The organism is Bacillus sp. ISL-7, assembly GCF_018613065.1.
In genome coordinates this window covers 51,086-68,169 of sequence record NZ_JAGGQW010000022.1, presented here as the reverse complement: position 1 = coordinate 68,169, position 17,084 = coordinate 51,086, and the positions used below count along the sequence as shown (strand labels likewise).

Sequence of the window (17,084 nt, the reverse complement as noted above, 5' to 3'; positions counted from 1 at the left end):
AGCAATTGGGCTTTTTTTCATGTTTTAAGTGGTGCCTGACACCAATATTTTATAGGCATATTTTGTTGGTGCCTGACACCGCTTTTTTTATGACAGACCTTCCAATCTATGCTAAAATACTCGAGGTAATGGTAAAAAAAGGGGTGAACTATTTGTGGTCCTTTTCAATCAATCTTTTTAATAGAAAGAAAAAGAATTCTCCTCCTAATCAAGAGTTTATTCATAGTAACTACGATGTATTATTTGAGCGAATTAAGCTCGTTTCTTATATGTTAATCTCTACTTATCCTTGTTTTTTCATCGTTGACTTTTTCCTGTTTAATAAACTGAGCAGCCCTACATTTAAATTCAATCTTTCTGCCATTCACATCATTGGTCTTATCATCTCCCTTATGTTTCTATTCATTTATCATTTTTATAAAAATATTTCCAAGGGGTTCGTTGTTACTAGTTATATCCTTTTCTATTTATTAATCGGGGCAGCCTCTTCTATTAATAGTCAATTATTTACTGGAAATATATACTCCTATATCATTATTTTATTAGGAGTTGCCGTCTTCTTCCCAGTACAGCCAAGAAACGTATTGATCCTGTTTTTGGGTATACATATATTTTTCATTACAGGATTATATCTTATCGAACATGAGCACTTCTCATTTTTATCAAAGTTGATTAATTCAACCGGTACCGTCGTCATTTCTTTCATGATTGCCCTATCATTCTATTCATTTCGTAAAAATGATTTTTCAAACAAAATGAAACTAGAACGAAATGAGGAAAATTTCAGGCGTCTTTTCAACCTGAATCCGAACCCGATCATCCTTAAAAAGCTAGAGAATGATGAAATTTTGCTGATGAATAAACATGCCATTGAATACTACCAACTCCAAGGTAACGATATGACTCAAATAGACGGGAAATTCTTGTTTCAAAACATCGGAGAAAAACTCGACATCCTAAAGCGTCTGGAAGAGCAAAAAAGTATAAAAAACTTTTGCGTGGAGCAACAAATCACGCCTGATATCCGGAAATGGGTCATGTTGAGTTTAGAATTGATAGATTACTTGGATGAAGCTTGTATCCTGATCGGTGTCACTGACATCACCGACCTGAAAAAAAATGAGGAAGAACTTTTTAAACACGCTTTCTATGACATGCTTACTGGAGTGCTAAATCGAAGAAGTGGGATGGAATTGCTTAGCAAGCAGATGAGCGGCGAGGCAGAATCTCAAGAATTCATTATCTGCTATATTGATATTAACGATTTGAAAATAACCAATGATCTTTTCGGTCACTCAACAGGTGATGACTTAATTAAGACCTGCTGCGACACGATTACCCAGCATATTACGAATGTGGATGTCTTATTCCGCCTAGGAGGGGATGAATTTATTATTGTCTTCTTCCAAAAGCAGATGAAGGACGCCCGGCAGCTGGTGAAAAACATTAAGCGTGGGTTCGATGATATTAATGTTACCAATCAGAAGACTTATTCAATTTCTGCTTGTTACGGTTTTTATCACTATAAACCTGGAACCGAAATAACGCTTGAAAAAATTCTCGAAATGGCCGACCAGGAGATGTACAAAGAAAAGTTCGTTCACAAAAATAAATTCACGAGTCCAGCCCCTACCCCTGACTTGGAAAAGACATTTATTTGAGCTTACCAAATTTTTTTACCAGAGAACCACCCGTTCGCTTTGCATATAAGGCACGGGATGGTTCTCTTTTTTAGTCCATTGAAGTGCGTTTTGGTGTCAGGCACCATCATATCTGTTACAAAAATGGAACAAATTAAGAGGTAACTCTTGAATTTTCATCTAAAAACGAATAATATAATTGAGGTCTTATTAAAATGTTCGTATTTTGGAGGAACAGCTATGTTTAAATTAAAAGAAAATCATACCAATACAAAAACAGAACTGCTTGCAGGGATCACCACCTTTTTTACGATGGTCTATATTGTCGTAGTTAATCCGGTCATTCTTGCCGATGCAGGGGTTCCGTTTGGGCAAGTATTCACTGCGACCATTATAGCCGCAGTCGTCGCCACACTATGGATGGCGTTTTTTGCAAACTATCCAATCGCCATTGCCCCAGGCATGGGACTTAACGCCTACTTCGCCTATTCTGTTGTCGGCGGCCATCAGGGGATAACCTACCAAACTGCCTTTGCCGCTGTTTTTATTGCTGGTGTTATCTTTGTCATATTATCGTTAACTCCCCTTAGGGAAAAATTAATTGACGCCATCCCGGAAAACCTTAAACACGGGATTACTGCAGGAATTGGCTTGTTTATTGCCTTTATCGGCCTGCGTCTTACAAAAATCATTACAGCTCATCCGACGAATCTTGTCGGTCTCGGCGATCTTCATTCAGCTTCCGCCCTTTTAGCGCTAGCAGGACTGGCGATCACACTTGTATTAATGGCGCTTCGAGTCAACGGGGCAATATTTTTTGGAATGGTGATCACCGGGCTCATCGCTTTCTTTACGGGCCAGCTGGAATTCAGTAAAGGTTTTATGTCGCTGCCCACTCTGCCAGAGGGACTAATTATTGCTAATCCAGTGACAGCGCTGACTGACGTAATTCAGCATAGCCTTTATGCTGTTGTCTTCTCTTTCATTCTCGTGACCATTTTTGACACGACGGGTACGATGATTGGTGTCGCCAACCAAGCCGGTTTAATGAAAGGAGGCAAACTGCCGAGGGCCCGCGAAGCTTTACTTGCCGATTCGATTGGTACGGCAGTCGGGGCAATGTTTGGGACGAGCCCAACAACCGCCTATATTGAATCGTCGTCTGGGGTAGCAGCAGGAGGACGAACTGGTCTAACTTCCCTAACGGTTGCGATCCTGTTCATCCTGTCCGCCTTCTTTGGTCCACTGGTTAGTACGGTTTCCGGGATTTCTGCGATTACCGCACCGGCTTTAATCATTGTCGGCAGTCTAATGATGGGAAGCATTGCAAAAATCCGCTGGGACGAGCTGGATGAAGCCTTCCCTGCTTTTTTGACCGTCTTGAGCATGCCGCTCACATCAAGCATCGCAACAGGGATCGCGCTTGGTTTCATCAGCTACCCGCTTCTAAAGTTAGTTAAAGGGAAGTGGCGTGAAATCCATCCATTGCTATACGTGTTCGCTGTCTTGTTCTTTATCCAACTTGCATTTTTACAACATTAATATAAATAGAGTGTCAGGCACCAAATTGGTGCCTGACACTCTTTTTATGTTACCTATTTTTTAGGAAGATCAAGTGCTTGGTACGCTAATTGATACTTTCCGCCGTCTGCTACTTCTGAATGGTACAATGCCTTTAGGGCAGTATTTTTCTCAAGCCCGTGTTCTACTTTCAACTCTTTTAAGCGTGTATGCAATTCTTTATTATCCTTAATTAGCTGCTGCATTTGTGATTTCAAATACTTCATAAGATGATTAACTCCTTTCAGAAACCAAATCCGTTCCCCAAGTATAGCATTAATCAACTTTATTTAAATAAATCATCCCATATTTATTTTCTCTGACCGTGTCCCTTTTGCCGACTTTTTTCAATATAGAGTGTAATAGGAGGTGGCGGTTTCGGTCATTTAAGACCTCTCTTTCTTACCGAAAGACTGGTACAATTACATTTTCGGTAACTAAGAGAATCAACTGTTGGTGACATCCAGTAACAATTACTGTGACAAGCATCCGAACCTATTTGTCCATACTGACATAACATGTATATATAATCAATTTTTAGAAATGGAGAGGATGAAATGAAGCTTTATTTAGATCCAGGTCATGGTGGACAAGACCCAGGTGCCCAAGGTCATGGATTAGATGAAAAAGATGTGACGTTAGCTATCGCGCTCAAACTACGTTCCATATTACAAAATGATTATGAAAACATTGAGGTAAAAATGAGCAGGAGCAGTGATACCACAAAAAGCTTAAGCCAGCGATCGAGTGAGGCCAATGCATGGGGCGCAGATTTTTTCTTAGCCATTCATATCAATTCTGGACCTAGTACCGCTCTGGGCTATGAAGACTTTATATACAGCGGCTTATCTGACACTTCTAAGACATCCCAATATCAAGATATCATCCATACCGAAGTCATGAAAGTGAATCAACTGAAAGATCGCGGCCAGAAAAAGGCTAACTTCCATGTGTTACGTGAATCAAACATGCCAGCACTCCTAACTGAAAATGGATTTATCAGTAACGATCATGACGCCGCACTAATGAAACAATCTTCTTGGATCCAAAAAGTAGCACAAGGTCACGCGAACGGAGTTGCCAAAGCCTTTGGCTTAAAACGGAAACCAATCGATCCGCCGAAACCAGATTCCGGAACACTTTTCAAAGTAATTGCCGGTTCATTTAAATCAAAAGAAAATGCGGACGAGCGAGTAGACCAACTCAAGGCAAAAGGCATCGAATCATTCGTAGATACCACAAAAGTAGCGGGCGAAACATGGTACCGAGTTCAAGCAGGAGCATTTTCCAACCGAGAAAATGCCGAAGACCGCTTAGCTGAGGTAAAAAAAGCCGGAATCAACGATGCTTTCCTAGTTGCAGAATAAGCAGGCATTTAATGTGGTATTTATAGTGTCACAGTTATGGTGTTACATTTATGGTGTTACATTTATGGTGTCAGGCACCACAAATGGACACTCGTCCGTCACAGAAGGACAAACATCCCGAATGATAATATCCTACTAAGGACCTCCTCATCATGAATGCTGGGAGGTCTTTTGTATGATTTTTCTTCTAACACTGTTCAGATAGAAGCCATTGGATTGGATTTGCCATAACATATATATGAACGTATTTTAAATGAAATGGAGGAGTAAGCATGAAGCTATATTTAGACCCTGGTCATGGCGGTGATGATCCCGGAGCCCAAGGGAATGGTCTGGATGAAAAAGATATTACCCTAGCTATTGCGCTTAAAATACGAAATACCATCCTAAAGGATTATGAAAATGTTCAAGTTAAGATGAGTCGTACAAGCGATACCACCAAATGCTTAGCACAGCGCTCAAGCGAAGCCAACGCCTGGGACGCAGACTTTTTCCTGGCTATTCACATCAACTCTGCTGACAGTTCAGCCCAAGGATATGAGGATTTTATATACAATGGCGCCTCTAACTCAAGTAGAGCAGCCACAGTCCAAGATATCATTCATGCCGAAGTGATGAAAGTGAATCAGCTAAAAGACCGCGGGCAAAAAAAGGCCAATTTCCATGTAATAAGAGAAACAAATATGCCAGCAATCCTAACGGAAAACGGCTTTATCAGTAATAAACATGACGCCCAATTGATGAAAGATTCATCCTGGCAGCAAAAAGTAGCTCAAGGCCATGTCAACGGAATTGCAAAGGCCTTTGGTCTGAAACGCAAAGCAACGAAGGAAACACCGAAAACAACAACTACACCGAAAACACCCCAATCTAGTTTAACAACAGTTTACACAGTCTATGTTGGATCTTATAAATCCAAAGAAAATGCAGAAGACAGGGTAGCTGATCTGAAAAAGAAAAATATTATATCTTCAATTGTTACCACTAAAATATCTGGAGCAACCTGGTACCGAGTGAAAGCAGCAACCTATACGACCAACGCAAACGCAGAAAAACGTCTCAAAGAAATCGAAAAAGCAGGATATAAGGATGCCTTCATTATTATTGAAAAAGCCAGTGCAACGACTACTAAATTAGCTACTCAAAAACCAACTACAAGTACCAGTAACTCAGCTACCCAAAAACCAACTACAAGTACCAGTAACTCAGCTACCCAAAAACCAACTACAAGCACCAGTATAACCACAACAGCAAAACCAGCCACAACCACCACCAGCAAAGAAACGAATACTGCAGGCGGCACGAAAAAGAACACGAACCCAAGTCCGGCTCCAGCCAACAGTACAAAAGAACTCCCCATCATCGCCGACCCCGGTCAATTTACCATTTTCGGTCCGACCTTCCTAACTCCGAAACAGATGAATCAATTTGTGAAAAAGGTCAATCCTAACGCGCCGGAATTAGGTCAATTTTACCAAACGTTAGGGGAATATTACGGCATTAGAGGAGATGTCGCCTTTGCACAAGCCATCCACGAAACAGACTATTTTCGGTTTACCGGAGTCGTCAACCCTGAACAAAACAACTACTCAGGGATAGGAGCAACTGGTGGAGATACTCGCGGAGCAAGCTTTGAAAATCAAGAAGAAGGTGTCCTTGCACAACTTCAACACTTGTATGCGTATGCAACAGCGAAGCCACTACCAGATCAATATCCATTGGTTGATCCCCGTTTTCATCTAGTCGACAGAGGATCTGCTCCCACATGGACCGCTTTAAACGGAAAATGGGCTGTTCCAGGTACCACATACGGGCAATCTATTCTAAATCTCTATGAAAAAATGATCCATTCCGGATAATTAATAGGTAGAGCAGCAACAACTCCTGCATCTTCCCAGATTGTCTTCCCCAATTTCAGGACTTACTTGGATGATTTCCCCAAATGAAAGACCTCTTTTATTTTTAGAAGAGGTCTTTTCCTTTGTCAGATAGTTAATTCCGCCCCCTCGTTCCGGTATATTACCGAAGAAACGAGACCACAATGATATAAAAAGGGAGGTCTCACCATGCGCGGAATATATATTTTATTATGGGCAGCAGCAATCTTGATCTTGACCTGTACCGCCGATTTTTCTGAATTAATGGCATCTGGCAAAGTCCGCTTTGAGTGGGTCGGTCATCCGAACTTTTCTGAGTTGCTATTCCCCTTACCGCTCGAGCTCAGCCGCGGCTTCCTGCTTCAAAAATGTGGTCATGCCTTTGCCTTTCTCATTCTAACATTTTTACTGCAAACTAAATTCCATTCAAAAGCATTCATTCTAATTCTAGCAATTGCCTTTGCTTTGCTAACTGAAATCCTGCAATTATACTTCTCTCGTGATGGAAGAATGTTTGATATGGGATTCGATCTAATCGGTATTCTTTTTGCATCAGGGACACGGAGTCTACTCACGGTGCACCAATCCAGGCAAACCGGGTTATAATGGAAGTTATTTATGTTAAAAAAGGCGAAAACCAATTAGTTGGTTAATACCCTTGTTAAAAATTTAAATTCATAGCCTTTATAAAAGGGAAATTCCAAAATGATCAACCCTCAATTTTGATAATCGGTTTACTTTTAGGATTTAACCATTTAATTACCTTCAATAGATCATTTTCAGAGATAGCCGTGCATCCCAATGTATAACGAGTGTTAATTATATACTAACATTAACACAGTATTTATTATGATTTAAACAGAAAAAGGCAGCCCTCACTAAAGTGAGGGCTGCATCACAAAACAATTATTCTATCAAAATGGCACTTTTTTATAGTATCTCCTGGTTGTCAGCGGGTGGTCCCTTTGTTGTTCCAAATGACAGCTGACTCTCTCAAGGAAAGCCGCGCAGACAATCGGAGAGACAAGACTTCTTAACCCTTCAGAAATACCAGCTAATTCATAATCCTTTGTATCAAAAACCGTTAATTCCTTCGTGTAATGCTCAGCAAAGCGCTCGACTCTCTCTGTGAGCGGACGGGATTTATCCTCTCCTTTTAGTAGAATAACACTCGTATTTTCCTCCACTAATTCCAATGTACCGTGGAAGAAATCGGACGCATGTACCGGCCGTGTTTTAATCCATTGCATTTCCTCTAAAATACACATGCCATAATAATAGGTTTGACCCCAATCGATACCTGTCCCCGTAAGGATATGGTATGGGGTCTCCTTATGTTTTCGGGCAAACTCGGCAGCCCTAGGTTCAACTACTTCCTTTACTTTTAGAAGTGCACTTGGTAAATGCATCATTTCCTCGACAAATTGTTGATATTGCGGGAATTCATTTCGCTTATACATCAAGCGGAACGCTAGTAAATAGGACTGGATATAAAACGATTCACAGGAGGTATCATCTGCCGCATAATTGACAAAGGTATAATCGGTTAAATTCGCTAACGGTGTAGCGGCATGACCCACTAAGCTAATCGTGGTCGCACCTTTTTCCTTACAGAACGCCGCCGCCTCGACGGTTTCTTTGGTGGTTCCAGACAAAGAAGGCAAAATAACTAATGAATGTTCATCTAGATGTTGATGGTCCATCACTATTAATTCCGGAGCGATTTCCGTAAAAACGATTAAAGTGGAATGAGTTTTTAAAATATATTCAGCCGGGTACATGAGAATGGCTGCTCCGCCAGTACCGACAAAGAATACATTTTTCAAACCTTTTTCCATCACCGAATCTAAAGCCTGATCAAATTCATCCTTAAGAGACAGTGCTCCATTTTGGATGGCTATATATCTTTCCACATCAAAGTTGAACAAACATCCCACCTCCTAATATGCCATTTTACGGTAATATCTGCGAATCTCTAACGGATGATTTCTTTCCCTTTCAAGGTAAACGCTGATTCTGCCTGTTAGTGCCCAGTTAAGGCATACGGCAAAGTGCTTTCTGAATTCGTCACTAATCCCTTCCAATGGATAATCCTTTGTATCTAAAATGAACAATTCCTTTGTGATATTTTCTGCAAATCTTTCCACACGTTCCACCAATGGGCGAGTTTCATCTTCGCCTTTAAATAGAATGACACTTGTGTCTTCCTCAACCAGCTCCAGCGTTCCGTGGAAGAATTCAGCAGCATGGATGGATTTGGACTTAATCCATTGCATTTCCTCTAAGATACACATGGCGTAGGAATATGTATTCCCCCAAAGGTTCCCCGCCCCAACCAGCATATGGTAATCTGTATTTTTGTGCTTAATAGCGAATTGCTCAGCACGGGCATCGAAATCCTCGAGTGCATGAACGATACCTTGTGGTAAAAGGGCAATTTCTTTGGCAAACTGATCATATTGCGGAAATTCATCATTGTTATGAATAAAACGGAAAGTAAGCAATTGCAAATGAATAAAGAACGTGTCAAAGGAATGCTTTTCATGACCAGTTGAGATGCAATAATCAACGGCTTCAGCCAATGGAGTGCCAAGTTCAGCCACTAAACCAATCGTTGTTGCCCCCTTGCTCTTACAGAACTCAGCAGCAGCGACGGTTTCTTTTGTTGTTCCAGTAACAGAAGCAAAGATACAAACCGAATCCTTTGTCAGGTGGCGATTATTCATTACAAGCAGTTCAGCTGCAATCTCAGCATGAACCTCCAGCGATGAATTGGACTTTAAGATATACTCATATGGATACATCATCGCAATCGTCCCACCAGAACCGATCAGGAAAATATTCTTAAAACCTTTAGCCGAAATTCCATCCACCACACGTTCAATCTCTTCTCTCTTCGCAAGCGCCTCTTGCCCAACTAACTGTAAATATAAATCAGCATCAAATTTCAACATCCAACATTACCTCCAAATTTAAATTAGAATTTTTGGGACTACAAATTTATATAGAAACATTTGGTGCCTGACACCATTCATGGACATTTGTCCTCATGTCGCAAACAATAAGGGCCATCCCTCAACCGTCCACCCACAGCGGACAAATAGCCAAAGTGTCTTTCTTTGGTGCCTGACACCAACAATGAATCGCTCCAACATTGACACCAACAATTTCATTAGTAAGGTACTTTCCACATGTATCTTCTGGTGGTTAGTGGGTGTTTGCGGGCTTCGGCTAGTTCTTCGGCGTATTGGCGCAGGACTGCTTGTAGTACGAGTGGGGCGATGTAGCCTTTGACGCTTTCGGCCACGCCTGTTAGGTCAAATTCCTTTGCATCAAGGACTACCACCCTTTCCCCATACTGTTGGGTGAAATCCAATGAACGTTCTTCTAATGGACGTGTCTCGTCTAAACCTAACAGCTGAATCACTGGAACGTCTTTATCCAAAACTTCAAATGGCCCATGGAAATACTCCCCGGCATGGAGGGCGTGCGAATGAATCCACTGCATTTCCATCAGCAGGCAAATCGAGAACCAATAGGCAACCCCATAATTGGCTCCGCTCGCCATGGTGTAAATCACTTTTTCATCCTTATAGGAATTAGCAAATTCCTTGGCCGAAGCTAAATACTTTGCTTTCTCCTGTGCAAGTATTGAGTCTAGGTTCTCTAAGGAGGCAACGACCTCTGAAAACTTTTCATTTCCTTCTTTGATAGCCAGAAGTCCAAAAACAAGCTCCAACATCACAGCCTGCGCCTCGTTTACAAACTTCGCTTCTTTCCCATCTTCATAAACAATGACATATTCAGATACTTGGGCAAGCGGTGATTCCGCATCAAAGGTTAGCGAAACAGTAATCGCACCTTTTTCCCGTGCGAAGCGGGCTGCCTCGACCGTCTCTGGCGTTTTTCCATAGTGCGAGCACGAAATCACCAACGATTTCTCATTGAGTTTCCGTGGGTTACGGTGCACAAACTCATTGGAACTATATAGGTCAGAATCAATGGTGTCACTTTCACGGTCTAACACGTATTTACTTGCATACATGAGGGAAGAAGAGCCCCCGCAACCTACGAAATAGACACGATCAATCGCCTGTTCTTTAAAAACTTCCAAAGCCTTTTGTACGTCAGCTAACATTTGTCATCCTCCTTTATTTATGGACTTTTACGGTTGAAATTTCTTTTTGCGTATATTGGAGCCTTTGATATGTACCAAAACAAATCAAGGCAAAACCACAGATAAAAATACAAGAATACAGCAGCACCAAGGACCCAAACCCATCGTATAGCAGCCCGCCCAGAAAAGGGCCGATGGTTCTGCCCACATTAGCTGCACCACTCACTAAACCTTGATACATACCTCTTCTATTGAGGGGTGCCAGTCGATCCGCAATCGCTGGCACGGCTGGAAAAATAAGAATTTCTCCGATTGTCATAATCACCATCCCCGTTACAAACCCGCCATACGACTGGCTGTGTGACAGGAGGGCGAAGGTTAACATAAAGAAGATCACACCGGATAATAGCTGCCACTTCACCGGACGCTTCAGTCGGGCCATGAACCACTGGATCAAAGGCTGCCCTAACAAGATCAGTAAACCGTTGATTGTCCACAAAGCACTATATGCTGACAGCGGAAATCCTAACTGGTGCATATAATTAGAAATACTCGTTTGCCATTGGATATACGTAACCCAACAAAACATAAACCCTAAACAAAGAATGAATAACGAATGGAAGCTTTGCTTCGTATGACACACTTCTTTTTTTTGCGTCAGGGCCGCGTCCTCTTTTTCAGTTGCTTCATAAACGGGTTCCCTCTCATCAAGAGCAAACCAAACAATGAAAATAAACAGGAGATAAGTTAACCCATTGACCCAGAAGACGTATCGAAACGAAAACTGGGCCACGATTCCCCCTAAAGACGTACCTACCGCGACACCAAAGTTTAGAACAAGGTAAATAAGATTGAAGCTTTTTATGCCGCCTTCCTTCCACACCACCCCTGCAAGAGCATAGATGGGAGGAAAGATTGTACCTATACCTAATCCAAGTAGAACCATCGAAAGAATATAAATCGGCCATGATAGACCAATTGAGATAATGAAAATAAGACTCGCTGATGTTAGAACCGCTAGGAGTAGCGTTCGTTTCCCGCGGATGCGATCATACAAATAGCCGCCAAGAAAACTGCCAATGATTTCAGCTCCCGAATGAAGCATCAACACAAGACCTGCTTCAGATAAGGTTTTCCCTATCCCTTGCGTAATGTAAATCGTATGCAAGGGCCAAAGAAACGCCATCCCTGTTGAATTGACCAACATCGCCAGTAATAAAACTTTTAAACTCCTTGGATAACTCCTCCAAATAGACATAGGATAAAACTCCTTTTATCACTGAACTAGTCACCCGATTCGGAACAATTCCCTCCACTTTTACACAAGAAAGGGTGCAAGACTTCGTAACGATTTTTCAACCGCCTGATTTGGATCTATCAAGTAATGAGAAGAAGTAAACTCCAACGTAAGAGCGCGATTGTAATTGTGGTCACCTAAGGTTTTCATGTATTTTTCCAATGGCAGGCTGCCGTCTCCCCATGCTAAATGTCCACCCGGGTTCCCATCAATAAAGTGGATATGGACAAAATTATCCTGCAATTTTTCAAAGTAGCTGGCTAGCGCTTCTCCTTCAACCGCAAGCGGAATGGTATCGACCATTCCCTTCAGAGCAGGTGAATGGATGGAATCGAGCATTTCTTTTAGATCAGGCAAAGTATTAATCAGATTGGACTCAATTTTTTGTAATGGCTCCAAGGCCAGAACCGTCCCTTGTTTCTCCGCATAGGCGGTAAGCTGCTCTAATGAATCTTGGGTCCGCCTCCAGGCTTCCCGTCTGCTTTCATTGCGGTACCCCCACCCGGCCGTTACTAATACCATCGGGGCTTCTAATTCAAGCGCGGCATCGATTGACTTTTTAAAGTAAGCCACACTTCTTTCACGAATCGCTGACTCGTTTGCCGCAAGATTAATTGGGTACATACACTGTTCAGGCGTAAAGCAAACGACCTCGAGTTCACGCCGGACGATCTCTTTCTTAATGGCACGGATTTCAGTTAAGGATAGATCCTCCACATACAGGTGCGGTGCTGCACCCCACAGTTCAATTTTTTCAAACTCATACTTCACCATAGCATCTAAAAAATAGTCCAGCGGATAGTGCAGGTAGTGAAAGTTCATCCCAGTTATTTGTGACCGTTTGATTTTTCCCATCCAATCCCTCCAACGTAGAAAGTTTGTTAATACCCTAATATTTACCAAAAAAGTCATTTGGTATATACCATTTAAACCAATCGTACAAAATCCAAGTAATTTGAAAACGAATAGGGAAGGCCAATCAACCTTCCTATTCTGTTCCATCACTTTTCAAAAAATCCATCCATTCAACACAGGACTGACTGGAAAGGAAGATTACCCTTTCACACTGCCAGCAGACAGTCCGCGAACAAATTGCTTTTGGAAAACGATATAAGCAATAATCATTGGCAGCGCTGAAATGGCCAATCCTGCCAATTGAATCCCAAAGTTTGTATTCAACTGGCTTCGCAAATTCATCAGCCCAACTGGAATGGTCCTCAGTGCTGAATCTTCCACAAATACTAACGCGAACATAAATTCATTCCAGACGTTCATCCCTGTTAGTAAGGCACACGAGGCAATGATCGGTTTACCCATCGGAACAATAATATGCCAATACACCTGCCAAATATTACACCCATCAATAATGGCTGACTCCTCAAGCTCTTTAGAGATGGATAGAAAATAGGACCGCATTAAGAAAATCGCAAACGGTAATTGAAACGCAACATACGGAAGGATTAACGCCCAGTAGGTGTTGTATAGTCCAACCGCCTGCAGCAATTTGTACAGTGGAATTAAGCTGACCTGCGGTGCCAGCATCAAACCACTTAGGATGAGCAGCAGAAAAATGTTCTGCCCCTTAAACTGAAAACGGCTTAACCCAAAGGCGGCCATCGACCCAAGCAGTAACACCGATACGACGGAAGTGACTGTTATGAATACACTGTTTAGGAAAAATTGACCAATCCCCGCATCCCATGCTGCCTGATAATTTCCCCACAGCCATTCCTCTGGCAACGACCAGGTATGCAAGAAGAAATCTGCATTTGATTTTAATCCACTCAGGCCAAGCCAGATAATTGGATAGATGATCACCAATGAAAAGATCCCAAACCACACAAGAACAGCATATTGGAAAATTCGATCCTTGACCTTCCTGACGGTAAGCTTTGTACTTCCTGTCCCGATTTCTTTCATTTCATTTGTTTTTACTACTGGCGGATTATTTTCCATCGCCCTTACGCCTCCTGTCCTGATTTGCCTATTTTCAGTTGAATTAAGGAGAGGGTTAGGGTTATGACAAAGATAATTGTCCCAATCGTGGATGCATAGCCCATTTCATCATTTCGGAATGCAGCCCGATAAAGCATCGTGCCTAAAACCTCGGTTGAACGGCCAGGTCCCCCATTGGTCATCACATACACCTCATCAAAAACCTTGAAGGCACCGATAACCGTAATCACCGTACCGACAAGAATCATTTCCTTCATTTGTGGCAAGGTGATATAAATGAACGTCTTTATCTTAGAAGCGCCATCAATCATCGACGCTTCATAATATTCAAAAGGAATTTTTTGCATGGCAAGCAAGAACAGCATCGTCATATAACCGGTATACTGCCATTGTGAAACAGCTACAACCGCATAAATCGCCGTCTTACTGTCACCCAGCCAAGATAAGGCCCATTCTGATTGACCGATCGCTTTTAACACCCCGTTCACTAAACCAACTTCTGGATTATAAAGCAGCTGCCATAACAACCCAACAACAGCAATCGAAATAACGGAAGGGATAAAAAAGACGGTCCGGAAAAAGGGCTGAAATCTTCTAATCAATTTATCTTCTAAAACCGCGGCAATAATTAAGCCCAAACCTACCTGAAAAACTAACGAAATAACCGCGTATAGGGAATTATTTTTCAATGCAGTAAAAAAGATTGGATCCTTGAAAAGTCTGCCATAATACTCTAAGCCAACAAATACTCTTCCAGCCTCAAAGGAATTCCACCGAAACAAACTGTTATAGAGATTTAATACGATCGGTAAAAATACAAAAAACAGGATGAAAAGGAGCGCTGGCATAATAAATAGTATAGCGGTTCGACTGCTTCGAAATGTTTTTGTCATCCCCAACTCCTCCTAGGAGGGGGTAAGCATTTCCCTGCCTACCCTTTCTCAATAATTAAATGTATCGTGTCTTAACTTTGAAAACTGTCTAGCTGTGGCGCTTTCGCTTTTCTTATTCCACTTCACTTTGAACTTGCTTAGCTACTTCCTGAACTTCTTTGATAATTTGTTCTGGGGTTTTTGACCCGTCAAGCAACAGCTGGATATTGGATAAATACACATCTGCTACCTTGGCATGGACGTCTGTGTCGAGCCATTCGGCCATACCTTCCGCCTTCTTCATGTAATCCACACCTTCAGCTACTTCCTTCAGAGCCGTATCCGGGTTAGTGGCCCCATCAATCGGACTTGGCCAGCCAATTTGCTTCACAAGCTTCAAGGCATTTTCTTTACTTGTTAAGAACTTCAAGAATTTAATCGCTTCTTTCGGATGCTTGGTTTTTGAAGAAACGATAAATCCATCCGGTGCACCAGTAATGAAACTTTGACTGCCCTTACCCTCTGCAATGGACGGCATTGGGAAGAAGCCCCAGTTTCCTTTCATATTATTCTCGACCGTTTGGAACTCTTCTAATTCCACATAGAAGATCGCTCCCTTACCAGCTGCAAATAATTGTTGTCCCATATCATGGGAACTAGAATTAACATTCTTCATAAAATAACCCTTTTTATTCAAATCTACTAACATTTGCATCGCCTTCACATAGCCAGGATCGGTGAACTCTCCTGATTTAGGATTATAGTCTTTCATTCTCACATCCTGTGCGACCATCTTTTGGTTTAGACCTGTTAAGTAATGGATCGCTGCCCATGGGCTTTGGTTTCCGAGAATGATCGGTGTTTCTCCGCCCTTTTTCAGGGTTTCCAACACTTGTAAAAATTCATCCCATGTAGTCGGTGCCTGCAGTTGATATTTATCAAAAATCTTCTTGTTGTAAACAAAGAATTTTCCATTGAAGCGAAGAGGAATGCCATAATTTTTTTCGTTGGATGTGAAAGGTTGAAGGGATGCCGGAATAAAACTGTCCTTCCAAGCGGTATCTTCATTTAAATATGGAGTCAAATCTAAGGCTGCATCAGCACGAACGAATTTTCTGGCAAATTCACCTGACCATGAAAACATAATGTCTGGAACTTCGTTACCGCCTAAAATAACACGTAGTTTGTCTTTAATCGGTTCATCTGCAATCGCTTCCATTTTAATTTTGATATCTGGATTTTCTTTTTCAAATGCTTTGACTACTTCTTCAAAATAAGGAGCGTATTCTGGCTGCGGCCACTTATGCAAAAATTTTAATACGACTTTCCCTGAATCCTCATTGGAGGAAGAAGAACTAGAACATCCCGTCAGGACGAGCGCGAACACCAACAGTCCTGCTAATAAAACGTTTATTTTCCTTCTCATTTCATTAACCCCCTAATTTTTTTATAAGATCAACCAGTTAAAATCCTTTCACCCCCTAACCTTTTATCCTTATTTCAATCCCTTTTAGGAGATTAAAAGGGAATCCCAAAACCAAATGCCCCATCAACCAGACATGTTTGTGCCGCAAATTTCGCCCCTTCTTCCAAACTATTTTTCAGGAGGACTGCTTCCTGCACATCAGGATTTGCCTTCTTTTTAGAAAGATAATGTAAGATAAAGGCGGTAAAAAAGGAATCTCCTGCACCAAGCGTATCAACCGGCTGCACAAAATGCGGTTCTTGTCGGTAAAACGATTGGCCGTCATAGATCATCGAGCCGCGTGAACCCATCGTGCCCAAAACTAATTGACTCCCAAACGAATGGACACGTTTTAATAGATTCTTAACTTCCTCGTCGGCCAATTGCCCGCAACTTAGTAAACTGATATCAATATGCTGGCAATTTCTCTCGAGCAACGCATCGGTATAATCACTTGAAAAATCATAGGATACCAGGATTCCGGAATCTTTTAACTTTTGTAACTCTGAATCCATTTCACTGTAGATGCTGCTATGGGCAATATCGAAGCTTTTAATATAGGCCAAGTCTTCTGCGCTTAGGATAACGGGATGCTCGCTTTGAACACCGCCCCCATTCCCGCCAATAAACACTCGGTCACCATCCACTAAATCAACCGCGGCAAATCCATTCTCTCCCTCATGCTGGCGGCAATGAGAAATATCTATTTCCAAGCTTTTTAAGGTAGTAATAATATGCTCTGCAGCCCGATCGTTGCCGAACACTCCAAGATAGGCCGATTCAACCCCTAACTGCTTAGCGTAGACACTGAAATTCAAAGCATTGCCACCTGGATACATCGTTTTCTTATAAACATATTTATCAACCACATTATCGCCAATGCCGATTACCTTCATGAAAAAAACCTCCAATTACCACCAAATGGTATATACC

At 41.8% G+C, this 17,084-nt stretch carries 15 protein-coding genes; 5 read left to right on the top strand and 10 right to left on the bottom strand.

What is annotated here, in order from left to right; translation table 11 throughout:
* The first annotated feature begins 152 nt into the window (after positions 1-152).
* Both J7E66_RS06870 and J7E66_RS06865 read left to right on the top strand, forming a co-directional pair.
* Positions 153-1,661: a sensor domain-containing diguanylate cyclase gene (locus J7E66_RS06870; protein WP_214998608.1), complete on the top strand. Its 1,509-nt coding sequence runs from the start codon at positions 153-155 to the stop codon at positions 1,659-1,661.
* Between the two features lie 219 nt (positions 1,662-1,880).
* Positions 1,881-3,182, top strand: a complete 1,302-nt coding sequence (locus tag J7E66_RS06865; protein ID WP_214998651.1) for an NCS2 family permease — start codon at positions 1,881-1,883, stop codon at positions 3,180-3,182.
* A 53-nt stretch (positions 3,183-3,235) separates the two neighbouring features.
* On the opposite strand, the gene J7E66_RS06860 is transcribed toward J7E66_RS06865, so the two are convergent.
* Positions 3,236-3,427 (bottom strand): hypothetical protein, encoded by a 192-nt coding sequence (locus J7E66_RS06860; RefSeq protein WP_088089707.1) that lies wholly within the window; start codon positions 3,425-3,427, stop codon positions 3,236-3,238.
* 330 nt (positions 3,428-3,757) lie between these two features.
* Here J7E66_RS06860 and J7E66_RS06855 point away from each other — a divergent pair, with 330 nt between their 5' ends.
* The 3 genes from J7E66_RS06855 (at position 3,758) to J7E66_RS06840 (ending at position 7,050) form a co-directional block, all read left to right on the top strand.
* Complete coding sequence (locus J7E66_RS06855) at positions 3,758-4,567, top strand: N-acetylmuramoyl-L-alanine amidase (RefSeq protein WP_214998607.1); 810 nt, start codon at positions 3,758-3,760, stop codon at positions 4,565-4,567.
* 272 nt (positions 4,568-4,839) lie between these two features.
* Positions 4,840-6,426: an N-acetylmuramoyl-L-alanine amidase gene (locus tag J7E66_RS31640; protein ID WP_251032801.1), complete on the top strand. Its 1,587-nt coding sequence runs from the start codon at positions 4,840-4,842 to the stop codon at positions 6,424-6,426.
* A 207-nt stretch (positions 6,427-6,633) separates the two neighbouring features.
* Positions 6,634-7,050: a VanZ family protein gene (locus tag J7E66_RS06840; protein WP_214998606.1), complete on the top strand. Its 417-nt coding sequence runs from the start codon at positions 6,634-6,636 to the stop codon at positions 7,048-7,050.
* A gap of 308 nt (positions 7,051-7,358) precedes the next feature.
* On the opposite strand, the gene J7E66_RS06835 is transcribed toward J7E66_RS06840, so the two are convergent.
* The 9 genes from J7E66_RS06835 to J7E66_RS06795 all read right to left on the bottom strand — a co-directional run bounded on the left by J7E66_RS06835 (position 7,359) and on the right by J7E66_RS06795 (position 17,047).
* On the bottom strand, positions 7,359-8,381 hold the full coding sequence (locus tag J7E66_RS06835) for an SIS domain-containing protein (RefSeq protein ID WP_308162476.1): 1,023 nt from the start codon (positions 8,379-8,381) through the stop codon (positions 7,359-7,361).
* Positions 8,382-8,384: 3 nt separating this feature from the next.
* The gene (locus J7E66_RS06830) at positions 8,385-9,398 is read right to left on the bottom strand and encodes an SIS domain-containing protein (RefSeq protein ID WP_214998604.1); all 1,014 of its coding nucleotides are present in this window, start codon (positions 9,396-9,398) and stop codon (positions 8,385-8,387) included.
* 218 nt (positions 9,399-9,616) lie between these two features.
* Positions 9,617-10,582, bottom strand: coding sequence for an SIS domain-containing protein (locus J7E66_RS06825; protein WP_214998603.1), 966 nt, complete (start codon positions 10,580-10,582; stop codon positions 9,617-9,619).
* A gap of 13 nt (positions 10,583-10,595) precedes the next feature.
* Positions 10,596-11,819 carry an MDR family MFS transporter gene (locus J7E66_RS06820; protein WP_214998602.1) on the bottom strand — a complete coding sequence of 408 codons (1,224 nt, stop codon included), beginning with the start codon at positions 11,817-11,819 and terminating at the stop codon, positions 10,596-10,598.
* A gap of 60 nt (positions 11,820-11,879) precedes the next feature.
* Positions 11,880-12,713, bottom strand: coding sequence for a TIM barrel protein (locus J7E66_RS06815; RefSeq protein ID WP_214998601.1), 834 nt, complete (start codon positions 12,711-12,713; stop codon positions 11,880-11,882).
* Between the two features lie 198 nt (positions 12,714-12,911).
* Entirely contained in the window at positions 12,912-13,814 is a 903-nt protein-coding gene (locus J7E66_RS06810; RefSeq protein WP_251032800.1) for a carbohydrate ABC transporter permease, read from the bottom strand.
* Positions 13,815-13,819: 5 nt separating this feature from the next.
* Positions 13,820-14,707 carry a carbohydrate ABC transporter permease gene (locus J7E66_RS06805; RefSeq protein ID WP_098932649.1) on the bottom strand — a complete coding sequence of 296 codons (888 nt, stop codon included), beginning with the start codon at positions 14,705-14,707 and terminating at the stop codon, positions 13,820-13,822.
* A 112-nt stretch (positions 14,708-14,819) separates the two neighbouring features.
* A complete protein-coding gene (locus J7E66_RS06800; protein WP_214998600.1) occupies positions 14,820-16,112 on the bottom strand; it encodes an ABC transporter substrate-binding protein in 1,293 nt (430 codons plus the stop codon).
* A 92-nt stretch (positions 16,113-16,204) separates the two neighbouring features.
* On the bottom strand, positions 16,205-17,047 hold the full coding sequence (locus J7E66_RS06795; RefSeq protein WP_214998599.1) for a fructoselysine 6-kinase: 843 nt from the start codon (positions 17,045-17,047) through the stop codon (positions 16,205-16,207).
* Positions 17,048-17,084: the final 37 nt, after the last annotated feature.